At 41.5% G+C, this 25011-nt stretch carries 30 protein-coding genes; 20 read left to right on the plus strand and 10 right to left on the minus strand.

Annotated features, from left to right (window positions below; genetic code table 11):
• Positions 1–9: 9 nt before the first annotated feature.
• The 8 genes from MN869_RS16640 to MN869_RS16675 form a co-directional block, all read right to left on the minus strand.
• A complete protein-coding gene (locus MN869_RS16640) occupies positions 10–1353 on the minus strand; it encodes a sphingomyelin phosphodiesterase (RefSeq protein WP_241304649.1) in 1344 nt (447 codons plus the stop codon).
• 358 nt (positions 1354–1711) lie between these two features.
• Positions 1712–2131, minus strand: a complete 420-nt coding sequence (locus tag MN869_RS16645; RefSeq protein ID WP_241304650.1) for a roadblock/LC7 domain-containing protein — start codon at positions 2129–2131, stop codon at positions 1712–1714.
• 22 nt (positions 2132–2153) lie between these two features.
• A complete protein-coding gene (locus tag MN869_RS16650) occupies positions 2154–2696 on the minus strand; it encodes an ATP/GTP-binding protein (RefSeq protein ID WP_243308788.1) in 543 nt (180 codons plus the stop codon).
• An 8-nt stretch (positions 2697–2704) separates the two neighbouring features.
• Entirely contained in the window at positions 2705–3673 is a 969-nt protein-coding gene (locus tag MN869_RS16655) for a hypothetical protein (protein WP_004802619.1), read from the minus strand.
• Positions 3674–3827: 154 nt separating this feature from the next.
• On the minus strand, positions 3828–4187 hold the full coding sequence (locus tag MN869_RS16660) for a hypothetical protein (RefSeq protein ID WP_004802620.1): 360 nt from the start codon (positions 4185–4187) through the stop codon (positions 3828–3830).
• Positions 4188–4574: 387 nt separating this feature from the next.
• On the minus strand, positions 4575–5237 hold the full coding sequence (locus tag MN869_RS16665) for a hypothetical protein (protein WP_241287294.1): 663 nt from the start codon (positions 5235–5237) through the stop codon (positions 4575–4577).
• Positions 5238–5252: 15 nt separating this feature from the next.
• Positions 5253–5678 (minus strand): ClpXP protease specificity-enhancing factor, encoded by a 426-nt coding sequence (locus tag MN869_RS16670; RefSeq protein WP_241304652.1) that lies wholly within the window; start codon positions 5676–5678, stop codon positions 5253–5255.
• Positions 5679–5692: 14 nt separating this feature from the next.
• On the minus strand, positions 5693–6352 hold the full coding sequence (locus MN869_RS16675; protein WP_005206356.1) for a glutathione S-transferase N-terminal domain-containing protein: 660 nt from the start codon (positions 6350–6352) through the stop codon (positions 5693–5695).
• A 126-nt stretch (positions 6353–6478) separates the two neighbouring features.
• Between MN869_RS16675 and MN869_RS16680 the strand changes: the two genes are divergently transcribed.
• Positions 6479–6868 (plus strand): hypothetical protein, encoded by a 390-nt coding sequence (locus tag MN869_RS16680; protein WP_241304654.1) that lies wholly within the window; start codon positions 6479–6481, stop codon positions 6866–6868.
• A gap of 63 nt (positions 6869–6931) precedes the next feature.
• Here the strand turns inward: MN869_RS16680 and rpsI are convergent, their stop codons facing one another.
• Entirely contained in the window at positions 6932–7318 is a 387-nt protein-coding gene (rpsI, locus tag MN869_RS16685) for a 30S ribosomal protein S9 (protein WP_004775642.1), read from the minus strand.
• 12 nt (positions 7319–7330) lie between these two features.
• The gene (gene rplM, locus MN869_RS16690) at positions 7331–7759 is read right to left on the minus strand and encodes a 50S ribosomal protein L13 (protein ID WP_004652543.1); all 429 of its coding nucleotides are present in this window, start codon (positions 7757–7759) and stop codon (positions 7331–7333) included.
• 267 nt (positions 7760–8026) lie between these two features.
• Between rplM and MN869_RS16695 the strand changes: the two genes are divergently transcribed.
• The 19 genes from MN869_RS16695 (at position 8027) to MN869_RS16785 (ending at position 25003) form a co-directional block, all read left to right on the plus strand.
• A complete protein-coding gene (locus MN869_RS16695) occupies positions 8027–8656 on the plus strand; it encodes a hypothetical protein (protein WP_005322304.1) in 630 nt (209 codons plus the stop codon).
• Positions 8657–8733: 77 nt separating this feature from the next.
• The gene (gene pdxA, locus MN869_RS16700) at positions 8734–9702 is read left to right on the plus strand and encodes a 4-hydroxythreonine-4-phosphate dehydrogenase PdxA (RefSeq protein ID WP_241304655.1); all 969 of its coding nucleotides are present in this window, start codon (positions 8734–8736) and stop codon (positions 9700–9702) included.
• A gap of 31 nt (positions 9703–9733) precedes the next feature.
• Positions 9734–10546 (plus strand): 16S rRNA (adenine(1518)-N(6)/adenine(1519)-N(6))-dimethyltransferase RsmA, encoded by an 813-nt coding sequence (gene rsmA / locus MN869_RS16705; RefSeq protein ID WP_004802636.1) that lies wholly within the window; start codon positions 9734–9736, stop codon positions 10544–10546.
• The gene (locus MN869_RS16710) at positions 10546–11385 is read left to right on the plus strand and encodes a symmetrical bis(5'-nucleosyl)-tetraphosphatase (protein ID WP_004802637.1); all 840 of its coding nucleotides are present in this window, start codon (positions 10546–10548) and stop codon (positions 11383–11385) included. Before rsmA ends, MN869_RS16710 begins: the two co-directional genes overlap by 1 nt.
• A 156-nt stretch (positions 11386–11541) precedes the next feature.
• Positions 11542–12813 carry a glycosyltransferase family 1 protein gene (locus MN869_RS16715; protein WP_241304779.1) on the plus strand — a complete coding sequence of 424 codons (1272 nt, stop codon included), beginning with the start codon at positions 11542–11544 and terminating at the stop codon, positions 12811–12813.
• A 38-nt stretch (positions 12814–12851) separates the two neighbouring features.
• Entirely contained in the window at positions 12852–13403 is a 552-nt protein-coding gene (locus tag MN869_RS16720) for a phosphatase PAP2 family protein (protein WP_241304656.1), read from the plus strand.
• 96 nt (positions 13404–13499) lie between these two features.
• Positions 13500–13700: a Fe-S cluster assembly protein IscX gene (iscX, locus tag MN869_RS16725; RefSeq protein WP_004652532.1), complete on the plus strand. Its 201-nt coding sequence runs from the start codon at positions 13500–13502 to the stop codon at positions 13698–13700.
• A 107-nt stretch (positions 13701–13807) separates the two neighbouring features.
• Positions 13808–14239 (plus strand): nucleoside-diphosphate kinase, encoded by a 432-nt coding sequence (gene ndk / locus MN869_RS16730; RefSeq protein ID WP_004652531.1) that lies wholly within the window; start codon positions 13808–13810, stop codon positions 14237–14239.
• A 121-nt stretch (positions 14240–14360) separates the two neighbouring features.
• Positions 14361–15596 (plus strand): 23S rRNA (adenine(2503)-C(2))-methyltransferase RlmN, encoded by a 1236-nt coding sequence (gene rlmN / locus MN869_RS16735; RefSeq protein WP_005206346.1) that lies wholly within the window; start codon positions 14361–14363, stop codon positions 15594–15596.
• Positions 15597–15613: 17 nt separating this feature from the next.
• Positions 15614–16420, plus strand: a complete 807-nt coding sequence (gene pilW, locus MN869_RS16740; protein ID WP_216077148.1) for a type IV pilus biogenesis/stability protein PilW — start codon at positions 15614–15616, stop codon at positions 16418–16420.
• A complete protein-coding gene (locus MN869_RS16745; RefSeq protein ID WP_004802646.1) occupies positions 16411–17205 on the plus strand; it encodes a helix-turn-helix domain-containing protein in 795 nt (264 codons plus the stop codon). Before pilW ends, MN869_RS16745 begins: the two co-directional genes overlap by 10 nt.
• Before the next feature lie 22 nt (positions 17206–17227).
• The gene (ispG, locus tag MN869_RS16750) at positions 17228–18343 is read left to right on the plus strand and encodes a flavodoxin-dependent (E)-4-hydroxy-3-methylbut-2-enyl-diphosphate synthase (RefSeq protein WP_241304658.1); all 1116 of its coding nucleotides are present in this window, start codon (positions 17228–17230) and stop codon (positions 18341–18343) included.
• Entirely contained in the window at positions 18340–19632 is a 1293-nt protein-coding gene (hisS, locus tag MN869_RS16755) for a histidine--tRNA ligase (RefSeq protein WP_004802648.1), read from the plus strand. The genes ispG and hisS overlap by 4 nt, the downstream gene beginning before the upstream one ends.
• Positions 19633–19661: 29 nt before the next feature.
• Positions 19662–20360 (plus strand): tetratricopeptide repeat protein, encoded by a 699-nt coding sequence (locus MN869_RS16760; protein ID WP_243308789.1) that lies wholly within the window; start codon positions 19662–19664, stop codon positions 20358–20360.
• A complete protein-coding gene (gene bamB / locus MN869_RS16765; RefSeq protein WP_005322313.1) occupies positions 20360–21502 on the plus strand; it encodes an outer membrane protein assembly factor BamB in 1143 nt (380 codons plus the stop codon). Before MN869_RS16760 ends, bamB begins: the two co-directional genes overlap by 1 nt.
• A gap of 176 nt (positions 21503–21678) precedes the next feature.
• Positions 21679–23088: a ribosome biogenesis GTPase Der gene (der, locus tag MN869_RS16770; protein ID WP_004802653.1), complete on the plus strand. Its 1410-nt coding sequence runs from the start codon at positions 21679–21681 to the stop codon at positions 23086–23088.
• A gap of 250 nt (positions 23089–23338) precedes the next feature.
• Positions 23339–23953, plus strand: a complete 615-nt coding sequence (locus tag MN869_RS16775) for a beta-ketoacyl synthase chain length factor (RefSeq protein ID WP_241304659.1) — start codon at positions 23339–23341, stop codon at positions 23951–23953.
• Positions 23938–24759, plus strand: coding sequence for a lysophospholipid acyltransferase family protein (locus MN869_RS16780; protein ID WP_241304660.1), 822 nt, complete (start codon positions 23938–23940; stop codon positions 24757–24759). The genes MN869_RS16775 and MN869_RS16780 overlap by 16 nt, the downstream gene beginning before the upstream one ends.
• A complete protein-coding gene (locus MN869_RS16785; protein WP_005206340.1) occupies positions 24743–25003 on the plus strand; it encodes a phosphopantetheine-binding protein in 261 nt (86 codons plus the stop codon). The genes MN869_RS16780 and MN869_RS16785 overlap by 17 nt, the downstream gene beginning before the upstream one ends.
• Positions 25004–25011 lie beyond the last annotated feature (8 nt).

Genomic DNA, 25011 nt, shown 5'->3' on the forward strand with positions numbered 1-25011 from the left:
GAATTCCGTTTATGGGCCGTAATTAAATTGCCCCATCACAGGGAAGTGATCTGAAAGATCCCAAGTCATATACAGTGGGTCCGCTGTGGTACGTAAGATACGCACATCGTTACGAGACTGAGTCGGTTGACGGTGGTTATTTGATGCCACGACATAGTCTAGATATTCGACGGTTGCACCACCTGAACCTGCTGCTCCAGCCAACTTATTCACGCGTGGGTCAAAGGTCGATTCAGTATAACCTGTGCTTGGTGCTGCGGTCGCATTCAGATTGGTTAACATGTCTTGATAATCTTGCGGCCATAACAGTTTATTCACATTGAAATCACCGCCCATGAGTACTGCATCAAAACTTGGAATATTTTGTTGATTGACCAATTGGCGAATCTGCTTGAACTGGGTCTGGCGTAATGCGCGTGCCGCATCTGTATCAAAAGAGGCTGTATGCGTAGAGGTGACATGATACGCCTTACCATTCTTAATGATTTCCGCATACAACACACCTTTATCCGCAAAACAATCCGTTCCTGTACAGTCTGGATAAATTAATTGTGCAGTTTTGACGATTGGATAACGGCTCACAATGACCAAACCACTATCAAATAAGTTATAACCAGAACCGACTGGAATATGGGTTTGATATGGGTACTGTTGAGCCAGTTGATTCAGCATGCCAGTACGCGATGAAGCAAAGGCTTCTTGCATCATAATCACATCGTAACCGTTTAAATGATTCGGTAATTCAGCCAAGCGTTCGCTGATTTTACTCGCCACCATCGGGAGGGCATAAATATTATAAGTCAGTACTTTGAGCTCGTCGGCACTGGCCGAAACAGGCTCCTGAACCGTGTTTTGATGAATGGTGTAGTGGAAATCATCATAGCCCCCCGTGTACTCAGCTTTCACTGCTGCTTGTGCAGATAAACCAGCATAAGTTGTGTTAATACGATGTACATCACGATCTGAATACCAAGGCGATGTTGTGGTCGACGTTTGAATACCGTGTTTAATATTACTGCCCGACCAAGTTCCCGTCATGGTCTGTTTTAGGGTTACTTGTGAATTGCCGCTGCTGAGAACGGTATCAAAGTTATATGTTTTACCTGATTTGATCCCAGTATAACGGTTGATGCGTAATACCCGTTTGGTCTCGTAGGGTGCAAGTTGAGTCGCTTCCTGCGCCCATTCATTGCCTTGCTGTAAGCTTGCCCCAGTTTGATTGACTTGTATTGATACGGTTTGTGGCGTGGTATTGGTCACAAACACGTAGGAATCAGCCAAGGTCTGTTGGGTAGAAAAACCACTGATTAAGAGCGCGACCCCTGCGCCTAGTTTTAAGCTCTTCAGCTTCATCTTTATCTCTCCATAGTGCTTAATAATGTCTGAACAAATACAATCGGATGTTGTTAAAATTATTCATTTGTGAAAATTTTATGATTGTTATTTGTTCGAAAATTATAATAATGAAAAAATATTGCTAAATCATTTAAATTTCTAACCGCTCATCTGATGTTTTAAAAAACAATATTTTATTCCATATTTTTGGCTGAAATAGGGATTTTTTAACAGATTGGGATAGTTATTTAGTGAAATATATGAAAATTAATGATTCAAAAAAGAAAATTGAAAAGTAATCTATTTATTATAGGGGTTATAAATGAACAAAATCTGACAAGCTGGCGGTGCCTGTCAGATTTTGTGATAAGAAAAATTAAGCTTGGTCAACGTCGACGATTGCACTGCTGGTTTGTTTCAAACTATAGAGCAGTTGTCCTAACAAGACATCTTTATTACTTAAAGTCACCATGACCATGGGATGATGAGGGGCAGGGATTGAGGTCAGAATGGCCTTACCATTTTCAGCATCCAAGGTAATACTTTGGCAGCCTGTCAACTGGATTTCATTGAGAAAAGCAGTGACCATTGCCAAGATTGAACTACTGACAGCTGCCAGTTTGGTGCTGTTATAAGGGTTCTTCTTGTAAATGGAGGCAAGCTCAAAGCCATCGGTAGAGCAGAGCATAATGTAATCGACGCCTCGGATATTGGTTAAAATATCGTTGGCCTGCGCTTTAGCAAACTGAATCAGCTCTTTGGGTGCTGTACGTTGCTGACTAGGAATACTGAACATAATTCTTCTCTTTATAAAGTAATTAGTTTATTGCTTTTAAATTGACTTCTAATGCTGCTATGAGAGATTCAATCATCAGCAAAATATGTTCTTGTTTACGGGCATCAATAAAAAATAAGGGATATTGGTAGTCATTTTGAATTAACCACTCGCGATAGATCGTGGTTGGTTGCCCCTTGTTTTCATCCACGTGGGTGATGCCGATTGAAATATTTTGGGTATAGTCCTTAAAGGTATCCAAATACCCCTCAAGTTCTTCGATTGGTACTTTACTGTTGTGGTCAACCAATAAAATAACGCCCAAAGCGCCTTGGCAAATCACCGGCCAAATAAAATCAAAGCGTGATTGGCCTGGGGTGCCATATAAGCCTACTTTTACACCGTCATCTAAAGTAATCTCACCATAATCAATACCCGCCGTAGTTTGCATTTTATTATGGGCCTGACTATCTGTATTGAATGCTTCGGTCGCGAGGACAGGAATTTCTGAAAGCGATTTGATTGCTTCGGTTTTACCTGCGCCCATGCTTCCTGCAAATACAATTTTATATTGTTGGAGAATCATATCAATCCTTAAAGCCCAAAGCGGCGTCTGATCTTGCCGAAAAATTTATTTAAAAAGCCTTGTTGTTCAATTGTTTGTTCAGTCTTTTCAATTCGTAGGTAATGACTTTCTGAAGCAGGGATAATGCCGCCATTGTCAGAAATAATGCAGGCAGCGATAAATTGTTGAACCGTTTGAATAGGAAGTTTTAATTGTGTTGCAACTTGATAGAGTTGGGCTCCTTGTATAAAGCAAGCAGAAAGCAATAAAGTGGTTTTACGGTCAGTGCCTTGAGCTGGCTGTGGCCAATATTCAATTTTGTAGTATTCATTTTCATTTGGCGCTAAACGCTGAAACTCGAGTGAATGCCAGAACAGGTTCCATAACCAATCTTGCAGGTTATATTCAACTTTGCGAGAAACTTTGGTGAAGTTTGAGGTGGTCGCAAATTCATATTTAAAACTATGGTTGGTTTGCGTGTGGGTGCGGGTTGGTTCTAGCCATGCAATTTGACTCCGCGTATCAATAATGGCCAAAGTACCGTGATCATCAAACAAATGTAGACGGGCATTTTCAGGATTTAACATGTCGGTTAAATACTTTTCATTGATAGCATTATGTGTAGAGGTCGATTCGATCTTCGGTTGTTGCGCCTGTTGATGGGTGATATAGCTTAAAAGGCGGAGATGAATCCAGTTTTTTAATGCATCAGTATGCTGAAAAGGCAAGTAAAGCGTATTGTGTTCTTCTATATGTTGTGAGCCTTCTCCTTTTGAAATTTTTAAGCAGGGAAGTTGTTTTTGTTCTAAAATACGTTGAATACCTTCGGTTTCAAAAAAATTTTCATTTATTAATAATAAGTCGATATTAGGATCGGCAATATTGATCCAATTAATGCCAAATTCATGAGGTATTGTTTTTCTAAGTTCTATTTTTAACTCATCTGAAACTTTTAAACTTATACCTGAAATTGCGATATTAATGCAATGTCCATTCATAGTATCACTTTAATATTTTATAAAATATTGGACTGCACAAAATTAGTCTAATACTAAAGACTAATAATAGACCGCTTGCATATTTGTATTTTCTTATAATGAAAATATTAAATATACAAGAAGTCTAATATATTAAGTATTTTGAAATTTAGAATTAAGCAAAGTCTAATTCTTTTTCAAATGTTTTTAATTCGTGGCGAGCCATCGCAAGGTTCGATTTACTGCGGTCTAATACAAGATAAAGGAATAAGTTGCCATTGCTTTCTAATGGACGGATTAAGTGGTATGCCTTGCCCAGTGTGATCAGAATATCTTCGATGTCATCGTTCAGTTTTAGTGAATTAGCTACACGGCGTTTTGCTCGAATAACTTCGGTATTACCCGCAGCTGCCAATTCTAAGTCGATTGAACCCCCACCTTGAGTTGCTAGCGCCAAACCACTCTCTGTATCGACTAATGCTGCTGCAACGAACCCATCAATATTTGTTAAGCTTTCTAATGAAATTTTAGCCATGATTTTATCTCTACTAATACATCTTTGTTTATGAAGTTATATTCGCCACTTCTGTTTTTGATTAGTTTTCAAAAGTAGTTAATCTCATTATAGGAAACTCTTTTATTAAATCAATCATGCTTTAAAATAATTGAATTGACCGATTTGCTAATAATTGACAATTTTTGTCAAACAAACAATTAAAAATACTAATTGAGGATTGGATTTTATTTTTAGTGTGATTCTATTCACATTAATATCGGGTTTTAAATGCTTGCTTTGATTGTAAATAAATGTAAATTGTTTTTAATTAATATAGGTACATTGATTTTTTAAATAAAATAAAATTAATAATAAGTCTATGATAAAGAAAGCAATCGTACTTTCTTTATCATTTAAATAGTGAGCTTAAACGGAAACCAATTGGCAATATGAACAATACAAAAAGATCAGAATGACCAATGCCACGAAAGGCGAAACAATATAGGCCCAAGTTGGAGTTTCTGGAATTTCGACTTCGATCGTAGGCTCATCATCATGCGCAACGGGTTGTGCTTGATGAACCATTTGATTGAATTCTTGCATCGTCGCTTCAAGTGATACTTCTTGCTGAATAACTGGCTTCGAGCCGAGTAATTCGGTGAGTTGATTGGTTGACCAAACCCAGTCTTCTGCTTGTCCAGATAGATGCTCAATCTGACCCAATAAAAGTTCTGTTAGCCCTGTTTGCCCAAAGCTGCCAGTCTGATCAAGCTGTTTCAATTCAGTTAATTGTAAGGCCAGTACATCTGACAGGCTTTTTTCCAATTCGGTTGCTTTAAGTGCCGATTGATTATGAGCTGAGGTGGTGAGATGGCGAGCAACCTCTTGAATGTAAAGAGGATCGGCAGTATGGACTTCTTGATAGAGTTTCTGTGGATTTTGTTTCCATAGACTAATCAATTGTCCAAGTGCCAACACGTTTACTTCATCAATATATGTTTGTTTTTCTTTAAGAGAATATTGATCAAAAAGTTGTGGTTTTTGAATTTTTATTTGTTCAGAAAAATATTGAACTAAATCAAATGCCATCGTGACGATCCTCGCTTAATCTAAAATTCTTAGTGAAGGTTTCTTTTTCGTTGGTTCAGTTTCTTGCTTTGTTTCATCGATTGATGCCGCTGTAGAGTCTTCGATTTCTGCATATTCAGAAGCATCAAAAAACAAGCCTTGACCATTTTCTCTTGCGTAAATACCTAATACAGCACGAATCGGCACATAAATTTCTTTTGCAACGCCACCGAAGCGAGCAGAGAAGCTAATCGCTTCATTACTCATATGTAGCTGATGAATGGCATGTGGAGCAAGATTTAAGACAATTTGACCATCCTTCACAAATTGTAAGGGAACATCAGTATGGGGTTGCGTCGCATCCACCAATAAATATGGTGTCAGTTGGTTATCGCAAATCCATTCATAAATGGCACGAGCAAGATATGGGCGTGTAGGTGTAAAAGTTATTTGCTCAGACATAATTGAAAAACTTATTAAATCGTAGAAATCAATTCATTGTAGCTGTTTTTTTCTTGAGCTGTCATTGATTTAATGAACGATGGTCGGCTAAAGATACGATGGCAATACAAGAATATAGGTCGACAGTGCTGTGCAGGGAGTTCAACCCCCATACTTTTTAGCCTTAGGAAGATTGGAGCGAGCATACAATCTAAAATTGAAAAAGTTTCCGACATAAAAAATGGAAAATGCTGAAACAGAGGGGTGAGAGAAATTAGGGTGTCCCGAAGCTCCTTCTGTGCTTTTTGCTTTTGCTGTGGGTCTATCGTATCCGTATGTCTTAGCATATGATCGGCAAGCTTGAACCAATCTTGTTCAAAGCGCCAAATGTATTGGCGTTGCTCGGCACGCGCCATCGGGGCATCGGCATAGAGTTTATTTTGACGATAGCGATCATCTAAATATTCAGCAATGACATTGGCTGAAAATAGCTTTAGGTTTTGTTCAATCAACATTGGAAGTTGATTGTAGGGATTGAGATCAGCTAAATCCTCATCCTCATGATCTGTAATAATCAGTTGGTATTTGATTTGTTTTTCAGCAAGTAAAAAACGAATCCAGTGTGAACGGAAATCATCTGCATGACTATAAAGCGTAATGCCTTGGACAGGGGTTGGGGGATTTTCTAAAGACATAAGTCCAAAAAATTATGGTTGACTGTTTAGAATACTAAAATTAACGTTGGAAATCACTTAAAGCTGAACAATATACATGTTACAGAATAGATTTATGATTCAATAAGTTCAAAGAGGGAAAATAGAATGAAGCGAGATTACCTGATTGTTTTGTGTGGAGCGTTGTTACTGGCTGGTTGTGCTAGCTCGCCTACAGGATCTGAGCAGGACAATGTCTCATCAGTAGAGAGTGAGGCCGCTGCCGATGCCGTTATTGCTGATGCGGCTGATGATGATAGTGGGCAACAATATGGTGGGATCAAAAAACAGTATGTGGTCAAGGGGTGTCAGGTCACTCTTTATAATGATGGTCCAGTCCAGATGATTCATGAAAAAACAGGTCAACCGTGTAATGCACCGATCCCGAAAGATCATCAATTTTCTAAAGTGAGCAAGACCTATACACAGAATGGCTGTAAGATCACTGAGTTCGCTTCTGCCGGTGATGCGATGATGGATTGTTCTAAAAAGAAATGATGAAACGCAGGCAATAAAAAAACCTCGGATAAATCCGAGGTTTTTGTCCGATTCGTAAAACGATTAACGTTTAGAGAATTGAGGACGTTTACGAGCTTTACGTAAACCAAGTTTCTTACGTTCAACTTCACGAGCATCACGAGTAACGAAACCAGCTTGACGAAGAGCAGGTTTTAAGTTTTCGTCAGCAGCGATCAATGCACGAGTAATACCGTGACGGATAGCGCCTGCTTGACCACCGATACCACCACCTTTAACAGTGATGTAAAGGTCAAATTTTTCAGTAACTTCTAAAAGCTCTAAAGGCTGACGCACAACCATACGAGCAGTTTCACGACCGAAATATTGCTCAAGCGTACGGTTGTTAATTACGAGTTTACCTGTACCAGCTGATAAGAAAACACGTGCAGTTGCGGTCTTACGGCGACCTGTACCATAATTAGTAGCCATGTGCTGTATCCCTTAGATGTCCAAAACTTGTGGCTGTTGAGCAGTATGAGGATGCTCAGTACCAGCGTACACTTTCATTTTTTTGATCATTGCATAACCAAGAGGACCTTTTGGTAACATACCTTTAACAGCTTTTTCTAAAACTGCTTCAGGTTTGTGAGCAATTAACTTCTCGAAGTTAGTCTCACGGATACCACCAGGGAAACCAGTATGGCGATAGTATTTCTTATCAAGTGATTTGTTACCAGTCACTTGAACATGTTCAGCATTGATCACAACGATGTAGTCGCCTGTGTCAACGTGAGGAGTATAAGAAGTTTTGTGCTTACCGCGTAAACGACGAGCGATTTCAGTCGCAAGGCGACCTAAAGTTTTGCCAGAAGCATCAACAACATACCAGTCGTGTTGAACTTCAGCTGGCTTAGCGCTGAGAGTTTTCATTTAAACCACTACCTATTATAGTTGGTTTGGACGATGAAATCTGTCCAAACAAAAGGAGACCGAATTCTACATGAGTTTATAAAAGCACACAAGAAAAATTAGCCGGAAATGCCAGAATTTGCTGCAATGTGACTGGTTTGGGAATTAACGCACACTGAATGAAATAGCACATTATTTGTCTTGTGAGGGGGCTGGATTTACCCTATCATTTTTATTCCAATTATTTGAAATAAATAGAAGTATTTACCTCTTCTCTTGGGGAATTTGATGAAGTTGTCGTTTTCTACAAAAATTGTTGTAGTCACACTATTAATTGGCGTTTGTTCAACACAAACCAATGCACGACGACTTTATAAATGGGTAGATCAGACCAGCGTCACCAATTATTCAGAATTTCAGCCCAAAGAGGGCACCAGTCGTAAGCTTGAGGTGCTGGAAAGTCGTGGCAACGATCATGTTGACCCTTCGATGGCTGTGACTGCAGAAATGAAAGCGATTGAGATTCCTGTCGATCAGATGAATTTACAAGGGCAAGCGACCAATACAACGGTACAGCCTGTTCAGCAACCAACCACACAAACGGTTGTCAAACAAGGATCAATCGCAGCACCATATATACGCCCAGTCAGTGCAGTGGTTGCACCAACTCCTGTGGAGAAGAAAGAGACTCAAGTTGTACAAGTGGCTGAAAAGAAAGAAACTGTTAGCAATCCATTGGCAGATAAATCCGCGAGTGCTGTAGCAGTCCCTGAGAAAAAAGAAGAAGCAGTGATCGTACAGGCTGAGAAGAAAGTACAGCCCAAGATTAATCCGTGGACACGCAAGGTCGAGTTTGTACCTTCGAATCTAGTGCCACAAAACTTACCCAAAGCGACAACAAATCCCGAAGTAAAGTAAATTATAAAAAATGAAGGGCTATAGCTCGTTTTAGATTTTGGTTACACTAGAGGTAATCAAAAAGATTGGCGATACCTATGCTCCCTTTATATGTCACTTCAGGCGAACCTGCAGGAATTGGCCCAGACATCTGTCTGAGTTTGGCAGAGCGTGTAGATGAACGGCCCATTGTTATTTTGGCTGATATGCAAATGTTGCAGCAACGCGCCAATCTTTTAGGTCTTGATGTTGAACTGATTGCTTATCAAGGACAGACTGAATCTAGTTTGCAGGGACAACTTTTTGTTGAACATGTGCCTTTAGCTAAGCCTGTTGTGTTGGGACAATTGGATTCAGCCAATGCGGCTTATGTATTGGAACAATTACGTCGTTCAGCCGATTGTGCGATGTCTGGACAGAGTGTGGGTGTGGCTACAGCACCTGTACAAAAATCAATTATTAATGACGCGGGCATCGCATTTAGCGGACATACTGAATATTACCAAGAGTTTGCAAGTATTGATCGTGTGGTGATGATGCTGGCAACGAAAACATTAAGAGTTGCCTTAGCGACGACACACTTAGCCTTGCGTGATGTGCCTGATGCCATTACCACAGAGCGTTTGCAGCAAGTGATTGATATTTTGCTTCATGATTTAAAAACAAAATTTAAAATCGCTGCACCACGTATTTTGGTCTGTGGTCTGAATCCGCATGCCGGTGAAGATGGCTATTTGGGTCGAGAAGAAATCGAAGTGATTAATCCTGTGTTAGAAACCTATCGCGCACAGGGGATTAACATGAGCCTCAGTTTACCTGCGGATACCTTATTTACCCCAGAAAATCTAAAAGATGCCGATGCTGTTCTGGCGATGTATCACGATCAAGGTCTACCTGTGTTAAAATCACAAGGCTTTGGTGAAGCAGTTAACATTACATTAGGCTTGCCATTTATTCGGACTTCGGTCGATCATGGCACAGCACTTTCTCTTGCAGGCACTGGACAGGCGAAAGCATCAAGCTTACATGTCGCAGTGGATTTAGCACTTGATTTAGCCCGTCAGTGATGGGCAAGAAATTATTCACGTTGGAATTATTATGTATCAAATTAATGCCCTGAACCCTAAAGATGAAGGGCATCAGGCCCGAAAACGTTTTGGTCAAAACTTCTTACATGATCAACGTGTGATTGCCAAAATTGTACGCTCAGTGAATCCGCGTGCGGGCGAAAATATTGTCGAAATCGGACCGGGTTTAGCGGCATTGACTTCACCTTTAATTGGCGAATGTGATGCGTTGACCGTAGTTGAGCTGGATCGTGATTTGGCTGCGGGTTTGCCCGGTCGTGTGCCACATCCTGAGCGTTTGACCATTATTGAAGCCGATGCGTTGAAATACGACTTCACACAACTGTTTCAAGACGGCCGTCCACTGCGCGTGGTGGGTAATTTACCTTATAACATTTCAACACCTTTGTTGTTCCATCTCTTGGAGTTCGGTGACAAAGTCAAAGATATGCACTTCATGCTGCAAAAGGAAGTGGTTGATCGTATTACGGCAACACCAAACACCAAAGAATATGGTCGTTTATCGGTGATGATCCAGTATTACTGTAAACCAACCTTCTTGTTTGAAGTGCCACCGGGCTCATTCAATCCGCCACCGAAGGTAACTTCAGCTGTTTTCCGTTTAGAGCCATATGCAACTAAACCGATTGTGGCAAAAAATGAGAAAGCTTTAGCGCGATTAGTGGGTCATGTATTTACCCAGCGTCGTAAGACCTTACGCAATAGCTTAAAAGGCATGTTGGTGGAAGATGGCTTTGAGAAAGCAGGCGTTGATCCGATGGCACGTCCAGAAACCTTGAGCCTAGCTGATTTTGTTGCACTTTCTGATCAGATGGTGGCTTGATGTCTAAGCGCTATAACTATGTCATTGGTGATGTACAAGGCTGTTTTGAAGCACTGAAAGCGTTGCTAAAAGAAATCCGCTTTGATCCAGATCAAGACTTTTTATGGTTTGCGGGTGATCTGGTTGCACGTGGTGAAAACTCAGTGGGCGCATTACGCTTTATTAAAAAACTGGCGGATCGTGGTGCTGCTGCAACGGTATTAGGTAATCATGACTTAACCTTGATCGCCTGCGCCCGTGGTTTTAAAAAGGCCAAAGACAAAGATCATACTCAAGAAGTGATTGATGCTATTGATGGTGATGAGTTGATCGACTGGTTGCGTAAACAGCCGTTAAGCCTATCTCCAAATGCGCAGACCTTGATTACCCATGCAGGTGTACCGTGTATTTGGAATGCCGAACAAACGGTGGCATTGGCACAAGAAGTCCAGCAGGTAGTGGGTCATGATGATCTCTCGGTTTTGGATGGCTTTCTTGCCGAGATGTATGGTTCACAACCTGATCTATGGTCAGATGAACTCACAGGTATGGCACGCTTACGCTGTATTACCAATTATCTCACTCGAATGCGGTTAACTGATGCAACAGGCCGTTTAGAATTTGATTTTAAAGATGCACTCGATGCACCGATGCCTGAGGGTTTCCAACCATGGTTTGAGTTTGAAAGTCAGGCAGCACAGACCCATCAGTTGATTTTTGGACATTGGGCGGCTTTGCAGGGCAAGACCATTAGCACTCAAATTCAAAATGTCGATGGTGGCTGTGTTTGGGGTCAGCAATTAATGGCGTTCCGTTTGGAAGATCAACACATGTTTGCGGTGGATAATCCTTTAGCTTGATCCGTTAGTGATCTCTTTTAAATGCCCATTTTTATACTAAAATTGGGCATTTTTTATTTTAAGACTGTCAAAAAACTGTCATAGACTGATCATTAAAGTGTCAAATAATGTTTTTAAGCTGAAAGCATGAAAATAACGACACAAATGGATGGCGATATGCAGAGTACATACGCGACATCTCTATTCAAGCAAGAGTTTCCTGAAAATTTTAAATTTTACTTTAAAAGGAAACAACTCAAAAATAAACAAGATGAATTGTCAGAGCTTAGTGATCTCGTTCGTCCTCGTCTCCGAATCGCCATTGTGACTGAAACATGGCCACCCGAAATCAATGGCGTGGCTTTATCGATGATGCAATTGTGTCAAGGTTTACAGCGACTCGGACATAAAATTTTATTGGTACGACCAACTCAAAAAGCAGTCTGTACCGAATTTCACCCTGAACAAGAATGTTTGGTGATGTCACAGCCGATTCCGAAATATCCAAGTATTCAGTTTGGTTGGCCGCAATATATTAAAGTGTCCAAAGCCTTTGAAAAATTTGCCCCAGATGTGGTGCATATTGTGACTGAAGGACCTTTGGGTTTAACTGCTTTACAAGCAGCTAAATCAAGAAAAATCGCAGTCTCCAGTGGTTTCCATTCAGCCTTTCATGATTTTAGCCGTTTCTTTGATCTGGCTTTCTTGGTTAAACCGATTCAGCGCTATTTAACGTGGTTTCATAACAGCACTGATGTGACTTGTGTACCGAGTCAATATACCGAACAAGCTTTACGTGGTTTCGGTGTGACTTGCCCATTGGTGGTGGTCGGGCGTGGTGTGGATACTGAAAAATTCTCGGCCAAACATCGTTCACAACAATTGCGCCAACAATGGGGTGTCGATGCCGATACCCGAGTGATGTTGTATGTCGGACGTTTGTCGCCAGAAAAAGAAGTCGATGTGCTGATTAAAAGCTTTCATGCATTACAGGCCCAACAAGGTAAAAATGTGAAGTTTGTAATTGTCGGTGATGGCCCAGATCGTGCCCGTCTAGGCAAGATGGCACAATCGGATGACATTATCTTTATGGGCAGTCTGAGTGGTCGTGAACTCTCAGCCGCGTATGCCAGTGCCGATGTGTTTGCCTTTGCCAGCCAAGCCGATACCTTTGGAAATGTGGTCTTAGAAGCAATTGCCAGCGGCTTAGCGGTGGTGGCTTATGATTATGTCTGTGCCCATCAGCATGTACAACCGAATGTCACTGGTTGGTTGAGTCCATTGGGGCAAACAGATCATCTTATTCAATCGATTTGCCAATTACCTGCCTTGCCGCAATTACGACAAATGGGCTTATTGGCCAGTGAAAGTGTGCAGCAAAGTAGCTGGCAGTTCCCAGTACAACAATTAGAACAAGCACTATATCAAGTCGTGAGGAGTCTCCCATGACCGCGACTTAAGCTACTCTCAAAAAGAGGAGAAATCGTATGAATCTTCAAAATGCAAAAATAAAAATACTTGATTTAGATTTAAAAGGGTGTGTCTACCTCAATCATCTCTCGCAGTCACAACGGATCGCTTTATTTTTTAAAACGATCAGTCGTTTGGGGGATGGGCCATTTTGGTATGTCATATTGTTGTCTGTATGGGCAATGCAAGGTCTGGCATACGGTCTGCAACTATTGTATGTGATTGCAGCAGGTTCTGTTGGAACCTTGATCTATAAGTTTTTAAAAAATAAAACCACACGCCCAAGACCCTATCAGGTGCATCAGGTGATTGTGTTGGGTGAGCGACCACTCGATCATTTTAGTTTTCCATCAGGTCACACTTTGCATGCAGTGATGGTGACCATCACTTTGGGTTATATTCAACCTCTACTATTGCTGTTAATGTTGCCATTCACCATTTTGGTTGCCTTATCTCGCATGGTACTCGGTCTGCATTATCCAAGTGATGTGATTGTAGGGGCGATGATTGGTGCATCGGTTGCCAGTGGGATTATCTTATTCGCGCCAACTGCCAATATCGCTTTGTAAGGTGTTTTATCTCGAATTTAGCGACAGAACACTATCTCTTAATTTGTATGATTTGTTAAAGTACGCTCAATTACATTCATTTATTTAGGTTGTCATATGGGCTTACGTTGGACAGATACGATTGATATTGCGATTGAACTCACCGAAGCACACCCAGATGTAGATCCACAATGGATTCGTTTTACCGATTTACATGCATGGGTTTGTGCTTTGCCTGACTTTAGTGATGACCCAAATAAGTCAACTGAAGGTTTGCTTGAAGCCATTCAAATGGCATGGCTAGATGAAGTTCGTTAAAAATTCGTCAGAAAACGCTTAAGTTTTGCATATTCAAGCTGATTATTAGCGATGACATCGGTATAATGCGGCAAATTTTTTAGTTTAAACCATAATAGGAGTCAATCATGGCGATTGAACGTACTTTATCTATCGTAAAACCAGATGCAGTATCTAAAAACCACATCGGCGACATCTTTGCTCGTTTCGAAAAATCAGGTTTGAAAATTGTTGCAACTAAAATGAAGCACCTTTCTCAAGCGGATGCTGAAGGTTTCTATGCTGAGCACAAAGAACGTGGTTTCTTTGCTGACTTAGTTGCATTCATGACTTCTGGTCCAGTGGTTGTTTCAGTTCTTGAAGGCGAAAATGCAGTTCTTGCTCACCGCGAAATTTTAGGCGCTACAAATCCTAAAGAAGCTGCTCCTGGCACAATCCGCGCTGATTTCGCTGTAAGCATCGACGAAAATGCTGCTCACGGTTCTGACTCAGTTGCTTCTGCTGAGCGTGAAATCGCTTACTTCTTTGCTGATAATGAGATTTGCCCACGCACTCGTTAATCCAAAGTATTCAGACCAGATAAGTGGTATACTACTTATCTGGTTTTTTATTTCTTATAGCTTGTGTTGTGCGAATAATGCACAGCATTTTTTAGCGTCGATATTGTTTAGGTAAATATACATGAGTTCTGCAGTGGTCGTTTCATCAGAAAATTTAGATGAAAAACAACAGTCTGTTTCTACGCCTGTCGTTCATGCTGCCGAGAAAAAAGTAAATTTACTTGGCATGTCTCGAGCTGAATTAGAAAAATTTTTCGAAGACTTAGGCGAAAAGAAATTTCGTGCGGGTCAGGTCATGAAATGGATTCATCAATATTTTGTGACTGATTTTGCTGAGATGAGCAATATCTCAGGCAAATTACGAGAGAAACTCGAAAAGATTTGTGAAATTAAAGCACCTGATGTGGTACATCGTAACTATTCGAAAGATGGAACCCGTAAGTGGGTGTTCCGTGTTGGAGATGGTGAAGGGTCATTGGTTGAAACCGTATTGATTCCTGCGGAAGATAAAACAGGTGCACGTAAGACCTTGTGTATTTCATCACAAGTGGGCTGTGCATTGGATTGTTCATTCTGTTCGACGGGTAAGCAAGGTTTTCAACGTGATTTAACCCCAGCTGAAATCATTGGTCAGTTATGGATGGCGAACTATTCCTATATGGAAGAGGTGCCTGTGGCTGAACGTGAACGTACCGTGACCAATGTGGTGATGATGGGTATGGGCGAGCCTTTACTCAATTATGATGCTGTACTCAGTTCTATGCAGCTCATGCTAGATGATTTTGCATATGGTATGTCAAAACGCCGTGTGACCTTATCAACTTCAGGTGTCGTACCGAAAATTGATCAACTGGCGCAAGATATCGATGTTGCTTTGGCAATTTCCTTACATGCACCAAATGATGAGTTGCGTAATGAACTGGTGCCGATTAATAAAAAATATCCATTACAACAGTTAATTGCGGCTTGCCAACGTTATCTCGCTAAAGATGGTAATGAAAGCTCACGTCGTCATGTCACCATCGAATATGTGATGCTCGATGGCGTCAATGATAAGCCTGAGCACGCACAACAATTATTAAAACTGTTAAAAAATTTACCGAGTAAGATCAATCTTATTCCATTTAATCCGTTCCCGCATGCGCCTTATGGTCGCTCGAGTCGTAACCGAATTATTGCCTTCCAAAAAACTTTGTCGGATGCTGGATTTGTGTGTACGATTCGTCAGACACGTGGTGATGATATTGATGCTGCGTGTGGACAATTGGTAGGACAGGTTGCTGACCGTACTCGTCGTGCTGAACAATGGAAAAAGAAAGTGGCGCAACAACAAGAAATTTTGCGCACACAAGGATAATACTTGGGGAAAAGGCGTTGAATACCACTCGACCAAAAACGATTATTGCGACAGCTGTTATGTTTACTTTACTTGGCTTAACAGCATGTCAATCAACATCTTCAACATTAAAAAAAGATCCAGAAAAAGCAGTGCAAGTCCGGACCCAACTTGCAGCTGAATATATTCGCAATCGTGATTTAGACGCAGCCAAGCGTTCGCTTGACCAAGCCCTAAAGGTTGATTCACGTGATGCCAATGCCAATATGATGATGGGAATTCTGCTGCAACAAGAAGGTAGCAAGACCAATATGGAAAAAGCAGAAGCTTATTTTAAGCGTGCAATTTCCTCAGAACCTGATAATGCTCAAGCGCGTAATAATTACGGTACATATTTGTATCAAGAGCAACGCTATAATGATGCCATTGAGCAATTTACTCGTGCGGGTGCAACCTTAGGGTATGAACAGCGTTTTCAGTCGTTGGAAAACCTAGGACGAATCTATTTGAAATTGGGCGATGTTGCGAATGCTGAAAAATCATTCAAACAAGCGCTACAAGCGAATCGAAATGCAACCATTTCAATGTTAGAGTTGGCGGAAATTTTCTATTTGCAACAAAATAATAGAGATGCGTCGCAACTATACGAACAATATGTTCGTAACGTGGGACAGAAAAACCAAGGTGCTCGGGCACTTTGGATTGGTCTACGCATTGCTCGAGCGAATGCGGATCAATTAGGAATGCAAGTGTTAGTCAATCAGCTACGTGCGCTATTTCCTGATAGTCCAGAATATCAACGTTATTTGCAATTACAGTACAGTACTGAGGCCGTATGGAAATAAATCCAAATTCACATCAGCCAACTGGCTCAACCTCGCCATCGTCAACCTTAGGAAATATTCAACGACCTGGTGAGTATTTGCGTCAAATTCGTATTGCACAAAAGAAAGAAATTGAAGAGATTGCAAACGTATTGAATATGCCTGTCAAAACATTGACAGCATTAGAGCAAGATGATTATAAATCATTACCTGAAGCAACTTTTATCAAAGGTTATTATCGAGCTTATGCAAAGCATTTAAATGCAGATGCTAGTGCGATCATTCAGCGTTTTGATGAAATCTATGTTAATGATACTGGACTGAAAGCTAGCCATGCCTTGAATAATTCTCCGATTAAAATTATGGGGAAATTATCAGGTTCGAAAAGCGTGCGTAACCGTATCTGGTTAAAACGTATTGCAATCGTTGCGGCTGTTGCAGTTTTAGCATGGTTGGCGGTTATGGCGGTGCAGAATTGGACATCAAGCCATAAAGATGAAGATGATGTACCGAAGATCAAAAATTCGGATGTTCAGATTTTGCCAATGGGGAATACCACCACTGCAACATCTGGTGACCAATTGGTGTTGAATTTTAATCGACCAACTTCTGTGCATATTGTCGATGCAACAGGTAAAGTATTGGCAACAGGTCGTCAAGCATCGACTTTGACTTTAAGTGGCGAATCGCCATTTCAAATTCGTTTAGATGACGCGACCGCAGTCGCATTGACTTTAAATCAGGAGCAAATCTCCTTGTCTCCATATACAGTCAATGGAAAAGCAGAATTCCGTTTGTCTCGTTAATGCCAAAGAGTAGAGCTATACGATGATTGTGAATCCAATTAAACGCCGTCCAACACGAAAAATCCGTGTTGGTTCCGTGTATGTCGGTGGTGATGCCCCGATCAGTGTTCAAAGTATGACCAATACTGAAACCTGTGATGTGGATGCAACTGTGGCGCAAATCCAGCGCTGTGCAGATGCAGGTGCAGATATCATGCGTGTTTCGGTGCCGTCGATGGAAGCAGCAGAGGCGTTTGGCGAGATTCGTAAGCGCGTTTCTGTACCTTTGGTGGCAGATATTCATTTTGATCATCGTATTGCTTTAGCGGTTGCGGATTATGGCGCAGACTGTTTACGGATCAATCCGGGTAATATCGGTTCGGATCAGAAAGTGCGTGAAGTGGTTGCTGCGGCAAAACATCATGGTATTTCGATTCGTATTGGTGTCAATGCAGGTTCTCTGGAAAAAGATTTACAAGTGAAATATGGCGAGCCAACAGGGCAGGCCTTACTTGAATCGGCAATGCGTCATATCGACATTCTAGACCGTTTAGATTTTCATGAGTTTAAGGTCAGTGTCAAAGCATCGAATGTGTTCCTGACTATGGATGCCTATCGTCTGCTGTCTCAACAGATCGATAATCCGTTACACCTTGGTGTAACTGAGGCAGGGATTTACCGTACTGGTACAGTCAAATCGGCAATTGCTTTGGGCGGACTGTTGATGGAAGGCATTGGCGATACCATGCGCATCTCGCTTGCGGCTGAACCAGAAGATGAAATTAAAATCGGTTTTGATATTTTAAAATCGTTGGGCTTACGCTCAAACGGGATTAACTTTATTGCTTGCCCAAGCTGTTCACGTCAGGAATTCAATGTGATTCAAGTGATGCAGGCTTTGGAAGAGCGTTTAGAAGATATCCGTACCCCGATGGACTTGTCTGTGATCGGATGTAAAGTGAATGGTCCAGGTGAAGCCAAAGAAGCGGATATCGGGATTGTAGGTGCATCACCTCGTTCACTGGTCTATCGAAATGGTGAAAAGAGCCATTTAATTGATACAAATCAGCTGGTTGATGAAATTGAAACAATGGTTCGTCAACGTGTTCAAGAGCTTGAAGAAGCAAAATCTAAAGTCATTATTCGTAGTTCATCATGAGTTCAATCGTCGCTATCAAAGGTTTTAATGACACCCTTCCAACGCAAACTGCGGCTTGGAGAAGTCTGGAACAACAACTTGCATCGTTAATGGATGCATATGGTTATCAACAAATCCGTTTGCCAATCGTTGAGCAAACAGGTCTATTCAAGCGTGCCATTGGTGATGCGACTGATATTGTTGAAAAAGAAATGTATACCTTTTTCGACAAAGGTACACCGCCAGAATCACTGACCTTGCGTCCTGAAGGAACGGCAGGTTGTGTGCGTGCGATGTTAGAGCATAACTTACTGCGTGGTGCGACACCGCGGGTATGGTATCTCGGACCGATGTTCCGCTATGAAAAACCACAAAAAGGTCGTTATCGCCAATTCCATCAATTTGGTGTGGAAACTTTTGGTGTCGCAACGCCGGATATTGATGCTGAAATCATTTTAATGACCGCACGTTTATGGAAACGTATGGGTGTGGCTGCGAATGTTCGCTTAGAGTTAAATACTTTAGGTGAAAGTGATGAACGTGCAGAATATCGTGCGGCTTTGGTTGAGTTCTTAAACCAGCATAAAGATGCGTTGGATGAAGATTCGCAACGTCGTTTAACGACGAATCCATTGCGTATTTTGGATTCTAAAATTGAATCAACGCAAAAGATTTTGGAAAATGCACCGAAGTTGCATGATTTCTTAAAAGAAGATTCAATTAATCACTTTCAGCAATTACAGCAATACTTAACGGATGCTGGTGTTGAGTTTGTGATTAACCAAAAGCTCGTTCGTGGTTTGGATTACTACAACAAAACGGTATTTGAATGGACCACCACCATGTTGGGTTCACAAGGGACGGTTTGTGCTGGTGGTCGCTACGATGGCTTGGTTGGACAGCTCAAAGGTAAAGCAGATCAGTCTGTACCAGCGGTTGGTTTTGCCATGGGGATGGAGCGTTTGTTGTTATTGGTCGAGCAAGTTGCGCAAACCAAAGATGTCCGTGATTGTGAAGTGTTTTTATTGGCTGAGCCGGCGTATCAAGCTAAAGCCTTGGTCTTGGCTGAACAAATCCGTGACCAGTTAGAAGCAGCGAACAGTTCAATCCGCTTAAAAACTGGATCTCAAGGTAGCATGAAAAGTCAAATGAAAAAGGCCGATCAATCAGGTGCAACCTATGCAGTGATCTTGGGTGAGCGTGAGTGGGAATCTCAGCAGTTATTGGTGAAAGAGCTTGCAACGGCTGAACAGGCACAAGTGGCTTTAACTGAACTGACGCCATTTTTTATCGAAAAATTTAAACAATAAATTGCACAATTTAGGAAAAGGACAATCACATGAGTTTAAGTGATGATGAACAACTCGACCAGTTAAAGTCGTTTGCCAAAAAATATGGTTCTGCAATGATTAGCGGAATTCTCATTGCCTTGATTGCCTTTTTCGGATGGGAATATTGGCAAAAGAAAAACCTTGCTGAAGCCCAGAACCAAACAGCAAAGGTACAGAAATTGATGGATGAGGCGAAAGCAGTATCAGGTCAACCAAATGCCTTTGCCAGCTTATCTGAAGCGGCGGATAAAATTGTGAAAGATGATGCGGATTCTGCACAAGCGATTCAAACACAATTTATCATGGCGAAACTTGCTTATGACAAGCAAGATTATGCTGCTGCTGAAAAAGCCTTGAAGAAAGTTGAAACTTCAAAAGTTAAAGATGCTGGTTTAGTTCAAATTGTTAAATTACGTTTAGCGGATGCGCAATTGGCGCAAAGCAAATACGATGAAGCGTTAAAAACCTTAACGAGCGTGACTGATCCTGCGTTTAAGGCGACTGCTGATGAACTTCGCGGTGATATTTTTGTTGCGAAAAAAGACAATGAATCTGCGCGTAAAGCATATCAAAGTGCATGGGATAACCTACTCGAGCGTAAACAAGAACGTCAGCTTTTACAAATTAAACTCGAAAGTGTTGGCGTTTTAGTAGATGATCCTGAGTTTGAGCGCCCGATCTTAGATACCAAAGTGGATGAGTCTTAATGCAGAATAAACTAAAATTACCTTTGGCAATTGCAATTGCTTCAGCTTTACTCGTTGGTTGTTCAAGCAATAAAGTAAAAGAAGCAAAACCGAATCCATTGCCAAAAATCACGCAAGAACAAAATTTAAACCTTGTGTTTTCACAAAGTGTCTCGTCTACTGATGCTGCGGAAGCTTTACGTTTGCAGTTGGATACAGACAATGGTGTGATTTTTGCGATTGACCCAGATGGTCAGGTTTCTGCATACAAAGGTAAACAGCGTCTTTGGAAAAGTAAAATTACCAAACAAGAACTCACTGCTGGTGTAGAAGCAGGTGAGGGAATTGTGGTGAGTGGTAATCGTAAAGGTCAGTTATTTGCTTTAGACCAAGCCACAGGTGAACAGAAGTGGACCGCAAAATTGTCAGGTGCCATTTTATCTCCGTCTCTGATCCAGTCAGGTCGTGTGATTACGATTGCCAATGATGGTACGGTATTTGCGCATGATGCAGCGACAGGACAACAGGTTTGGGCGTATAAGCTACCGAATGTTCAGTTTAGTTTGCGTGGTCAACCAGCACCTGTTCGCTTAGATGAGCGTACTGTGCTAATTGGTTCTGCCAATGCCTATATCTATGCTTTGGATATCATCAGTGGTGTACCGCGTTTCCAACGTCGTGTGGCGATCAGTGAAGGTCGTTCTGACATTCAGCGACTAGTGGATGTTGTGGGTGATCCAGTGGTTTCAGGCCAATATCTGGTGACGACGAGCTTCCAAGGTCAAGTGACCGTGACCGATCTTGCAACACAACGTGTGGTGTGGAGTGAAGATGCGAGCAGTACCAATAGCGCTGAAGTTGCGGATGATAAAGTTTTCGTTGCGACCACAGATGGCAAGTTGAATGCATATAACTTGGCAACAGGTGAGTTGGTTTGGCAAAATGAAGAATTGTTGAATCGTAAGCTCAGCAATCCTGTGATGCTAGGACAAAACCTTGTTGTGGGTGATTTGGATGGTGTGATTCATCTGATTAATCCAGCCTCAGGTAAGCTAATTGGTCGTGCAAAAACCAGTGGTGAGGTTCGCTCATTACGTGTGATTGACAATCAGCTTTATGTCGCAACACGAAAAGGTGCATTAACCATTTGGCAGAATCGTTAATTTTGTCTTAGCTTGTGGTAAAATGCTCAATTAGCTATTGCTAATAAAAGAATGATCGGGGTATTTGTTTAAACAAAACCCCGAATTTTTATTGTGATTACTTGATCACCAAAATCTTCCATACTGTTTCTGATACGATGTCATCAACGATGGCTCGTCTGAATTAAGGTTAATCTATGAAACCCGTTATTGCGCTCATTGGTCGTCCAAACGTCGGAAAATCAACGCTATTTAACCAAATCACCAAAAGTCGTGATGCTTTGGTTGCTGACTTCGCTGGTTTAACTCGTGACCGCAAATACGGCGATGCGGTTTATCAAAATAAATCGTTCATTGTTGTCGATACGGGTGGTATTGGTGAGAACGAAGGTGGTATCGACTCTTACATGGCCGAGCAGTCGAAAACTGCGATTCATGAAGCAGACATCATTGTTTTTGTCGTTGATGCGCGTGCTGGCCTCTTGGCGTCAGATGAGCAAATCGCTCGTGAACTTCGTACTTTAGGCAAGAAAGTATATCTGGTTGCCAACAAAGTAGATGGTGTACATGCAGAAGCTGCTCTGGTTGAGTTTTATAAGCTTGGTATGGGGGAGCCATTACAAGTTGCGGCGAGCCATGGACGTGGCGTACAACAGATGCTCGAAGATGTCTTGGCTGAGGTTCCAGAAGATGAGAATCCAGAAGAACATGACAAAGCTACAGGTTTACGCTTAGCCATTATTGGTCGTCCTAACGTTGGTAAATCAACCTTGGTTAACCGCCTGTTGGGTGAAGACCGTGTTGTTGCATTTGACCAACCGGGTACAACACGTGACTCGATTTATATTCCTTATGAGCGCGATGGTCGTCAATATACTTTGATCGATACAGCAGGTGTACGCCGTAAAGGTAAAGTAGAGGAAATGATTGAGAAATTCTCAATCGTGAAAACCTTACAAGCGATTAAAGATGCGCATGTGATTGTGGTGGTACTAGATGCCCGTGAAGGGGTGGTCGAACAAGATTTACATTTGATTGGTTATGCGCTTGAAGCTGGCCGTGCCATGGTGATTGCGATCAACAAATGGGACAACATGACCGAGTATGATCGCAAGCAATGTAAGTTGGATGTAGACCGTCGTTTTGACTTTATTCCTTGGGCCAAAGTTCATTTAATTTCGGCATTGCATGGCACTGGCGTAGGTGAAATGTACCCAACCATCCATCGTGCTTATGACTCATCACATTTAAAAGTTTCTCCTGCGAAACTGACTCAGATTTTGAATGATGCGACTGAAGCACACCAACCGCCAATGATTGGTGGTAAACGAATCAAAATGCGTTATGCCCATATGGGTGGACAGAACCCACCAACCATCGTGATTCATGGTAATAAGGTGGATAAAACACCTGCAGACTATCGTCGTTATCTTGAGAACGTGTTCCGTAAAGTTTATAAACTGGAAGGAACGCCGGTTCGTGTAGATTTCAAAACATCGGATAATCCATTTGAGGGGCGTAAATCTCAAGTCGATGAGCGTGTAGCGGCACGTAAACGTCGCTATGTTCAGAAGTTCAAGAAAGCGGAAAAGAAATTCAAACGTTAAGCTGGTCTTGATGATAAAAGCCCAAAGTTTGCTTTGGGCTTTTTTGATGCTATTCTTTTATTAGTTAATATAAACAATGCATATTTTTGTTTAGTTTGGCTTGGCTTTGGGTTTTATTTAAAATAAATAATATAAGTTGTTGAAATGTAATAAGAATTATTTTTTGTTAAATTTCGCACCAGTGCTATAATGCCACCGCAAAATTTCTACAAATTGATTATTTTTTAAACCATATTGGATTGTGCATTGCATGTTGAAACTCCATATAACGCAGCCTCAGTTGATTGATGCACAGCAAAACTATGCTGCGTTGGACGCTATTCCAGCCATGCAGCGTCGCCGTCTATCTGCATTGGCAAAAATGGCATTAAGCAGTGCTTTGACAAGCTTAAATGGTCAACATGTTGATTATATTGTATGGGTTTCCCGATTTGGGGATGAACAAAAAACCTTGGATATTCTCCAAGACGTATTACAACAACAAACACCATCACCAACACAATTTTCAACCTCAGTTCATAATGCAATTGCAGGCTTGTATTCGATTCTATGTCAGGATGCGACGCCCTCGACAAGTTTAAGCTGTGAATGGACGGAAGCATTGATTGAGGCTTATGCAATTTTAAAGTCAACAACTACCGCACAACGTGTGTTAGTGGTGGCATATGATCAAGCTTTACCGAGTGTTTATGCTGATACGGTTGAGTTCCCCGCATTTGCTTTGGCGACCGTTGTGAGTTTAGAAAATCCCAATCTGGAAGTTTTACAGCTTAATGGATCAGAATCATTAGAAAGTTTGACTTTTTACCAGTTTTGGCAGGCTGCTGAAATTGGCCAATCGGTATTGAGATGGAAAAAATGTTAAAGCTGAACCAGATTAAACAGAAAGCCAATTATGCTTGGCGTGTTGCAGCGACAGGTTTCAGCTTTGCCAGTTTTGGTGCAGGCGGGGTTGGGATTGCAACCATTGTGGCACCCTTGGTTCATTTAAGCAGCCGCAATCCAGTTGTGCGTCAGCAACGTGCACAGCAAGTCATTCATTATAGCTTTAAGGGCTTTACTGAAATGATGGTCAAACTTGGCGTCATGACCTACTCAGTCGAGGGACTGGAAAAACTGCAACATAGCCGCCAAGAGTTGGTGATTGCCAATCATCCGACCTTGATTGATGTGGTGGTGATGATTGGATTGATGCAGCAGGCCAATTGTGTGGTGAAGCAATCGCTTTGGTCAAATCTGTTTACTCGTGGTCCAGTACGTAGTGCGGGTTATATTTTAAATGCGGGTTCGCAGCAGTTTATTGAAGACTGTGTGCTTCGATTAAAACAGCAAGGTGCAGCTTCATTACTGATTTTTCCTGAAGGAACGCGAACCGAAAAAGGCGAATGTCTGAATGAGTTCCAACGCGGCGCTGCAAATATTGCGATTCGTGCCAATGTGCCGGTACGTCCAGTTTTGATTAGATGTACACCCTCGACCTTAACCAAAAATGAAAAATGGTATCATGTGCCCGCACAGCCTTTTCATATCGAGATTAAGGTACTGGATGCAATTGAAGTCCAAGATATCTTGGCAGATTCAGACGTATCACCGAAACAGGTGCGTCAGTTGAATCAAGGTTTTTATCAAATTTTTAATAATGAGTTATCGAAAAATGAGCAATCTTGCTGATGAATTAAAGCAAATGATTATTGATGTTCTCGCGCTTGAGGATATTGGCATTAGTGATATTGAAACTGAAGCACCATTGTTTGGTGAGGGTTTGGGCTTAGACTCAATTGATGCGCTTGAGTTGGGCTTGGCATTGAAAAAACGCTATAACATTCATTTGAATGCAGAATCAGATGAAACCAAACAACATTTTAAATCAGTTCAAAGTTTAGTGGCTTTGGTTGAAGCTCAGCAAGCAGGTTAAGGAGTAGA

It is taken from the genome of Acinetobacter sp. NIPH1876 (genome assembly GCF_022808535.1).
GTDB lineage: Bacteria > Pseudomonadota > Gammaproteobacteria > Pseudomonadales > Moraxellaceae > Acinetobacter > Acinetobacter higginsii.

Bases quoted from the DNA above. Each gene is read 5' to 3' on its own strand.
- MN869_RS16695 (WP_005322304.1), top strand. From the start codon at position 8,027: ATGAAGTTGTCGTTTTCTACAAAAATTGTTGTAGTCACACTATTAATT.
- pdxA (WP_241304655.1), top strand. From the start codon at position 8,734: ATGCTCCCTTTATATGTCACTTCAGGCGAACCTGCAGGAATTGGCCCA.
- ispG (WP_241304658.1), top strand. From the start codon at position 17,228: ATGATTGTGAATCCAATTAAACGCCGTCCAACACGAAAAATCCGTGTT.
- MN869_RS16720 (WP_241304656.1), top strand. From the start codon at position 12,852: ATGAATCTTCAAAATGCAAAAATAAAAATACTTGATTTAGATTTAAAA.
- rlmN (WP_005206346.1), top strand. From the start codon at position 14,361: ATGAGTTCTGCAGTGGTCGTTTCATCAGAAAATTTAGATGAAAAACAA.
- MN869_RS16745 (WP_004802646.1), top strand. From the start codon at position 16,411: ATGGAAATAAATCCAAATTCACATCAGCCAACTGGCTCAACCTCGCCA.
- MN869_RS16710 (WP_004802637.1), top strand. From the start codon at position 10,546: ATGTCTAAGCGCTATAACTATGTCATTGGTGATGTACAAGGCTGTTTT.
- MN869_RS16780 (WP_241304660.1), top strand. From the start codon at position 23,938: ATGGAAAAAATGTTAAAGCTGAACCAGATTAAACAGAAAGCCAATTAT.
- iscX (WP_004652532.1), top strand. From the start codon at position 13,500: ATGGGCTTACGTTGGACAGATACGATTGATATTGCGATTGAACTCACC.
- MN869_RS16645 (WP_241304650.1), bottom strand. From the start codon at position 2,131: ATGTTCAGTATTCCTAGTCAGCAACGTACAGCACCCAAAGAGCTGATT.
- MN869_RS16650 (WP_243308788.1), bottom strand. From the start codon at position 2,696: ATGATTCTCCAACAATATAAAATTGTATTTGCAGGAAGCATGGGCGCA.
- MN869_RS16670 (WP_241304652.1), bottom strand. From the start codon at position 5,678: ATGTCTGAGCAAATAACTTTTACACCTACACGCCCATATCTTGCTCGT.
- MN869_RS16655 (WP_004802619.1), bottom strand. From the start codon at position 3,673: ATGAATGGACATTGCATTAATATCGCAATTTCAGGTATAAGTTTAAAA.
- MN869_RS16680 (WP_241304654.1), top strand. From the start codon at position 6,479: ATGAAGCGAGATTACCTGATTGTTTTGTGTGGAGCGTTGTTACTGGCT.
- MN869_RS16785 (WP_005206340.1), top strand. From the start codon at position 24,743: ATGAGCAATCTTGCTGATGAATTAAAGCAAATGATTATTGATGTTCTC.
- MN869_RS16715 (WP_241304779.1), top strand. From the start codon at position 11,542: ATGCAGAGTACATACGCGACATCTCTATTCAAGCAAGAGTTTCCTGAA.
- MN869_RS16675 (WP_005206356.1), bottom strand. From the start codon at position 6,352: ATGTCTTTAGAAAATCCCCCAACCCCTGTCCAAGGCATTACGCTTTAT.
- rsmA (WP_004802636.1), top strand. From the start codon at position 9,734: ATGTATCAAATTAATGCCCTGAACCCTAAAGATGAAGGGCATCAGGCC.
- MN869_RS16775 (WP_241304659.1), top strand. From the start codon at position 23,339: ATGTTGAAACTCCATATAACGCAGCCTCAGTTGATTGATGCACAGCAA.
- hisS (WP_004802648.1), top strand. From the start codon at position 18,340: ATGAGTTCAATCGTCGCTATCAAAGGTTTTAATGACACCCTTCCAACG.
- rplM (WP_004652543.1), bottom strand. From the start codon at position 7,759: ATGAAAACTCTCAGCGCTAAGCCAGCTGAAGTTCAACACGACTGGTAT.
- ndk (WP_004652531.1), top strand. From the start codon at position 13,808: ATGGCGATTGAACGTACTTTATCTATCGTAAAACCAGATGCAGTATCT.
- MN869_RS16665 (WP_241287294.1), bottom strand. From the start codon at position 5,237: ATGGCATTTGATTTAGTTCAATATTTTTCTGAACAAATAAAAATTCAA.
- der (WP_004802653.1), top strand. From the start codon at position 21,679: ATGAAACCCGTTATTGCGCTCATTGGTCGTCCAAACGTCGGAAAATCA.
- MN869_RS16660 (WP_004802620.1), bottom strand. From the start codon at position 4,187: ATGGCTAAAATTTCATTAGAAAGCTTAACAAATATTGATGGGTTCGTT.
- MN869_RS16760 (WP_243308789.1), top strand. From the start codon at position 19,662: ATGAGTTTAAGTGATGATGAACAACTCGACCAGTTAAAGTCGTTTGCC.
- MN869_RS16640 (WP_241304649.1), bottom strand. From the start codon at position 1,353: ATGAAGCTGAAGAGCTTAAAACTAGGCGCAGGGGTCGCGCTCTTAATC.
- bamB (WP_005322313.1), top strand. From the start codon at position 20,360: ATGCAGAATAAACTAAAATTACCTTTGGCAATTGCAATTGCTTCAGCT.
- rpsI (WP_004775642.1), bottom strand. From the start codon at position 7,318: ATGGCTACTAATTATGGTACAGGTCGCCGTAAGACCGCAACTGCACGT.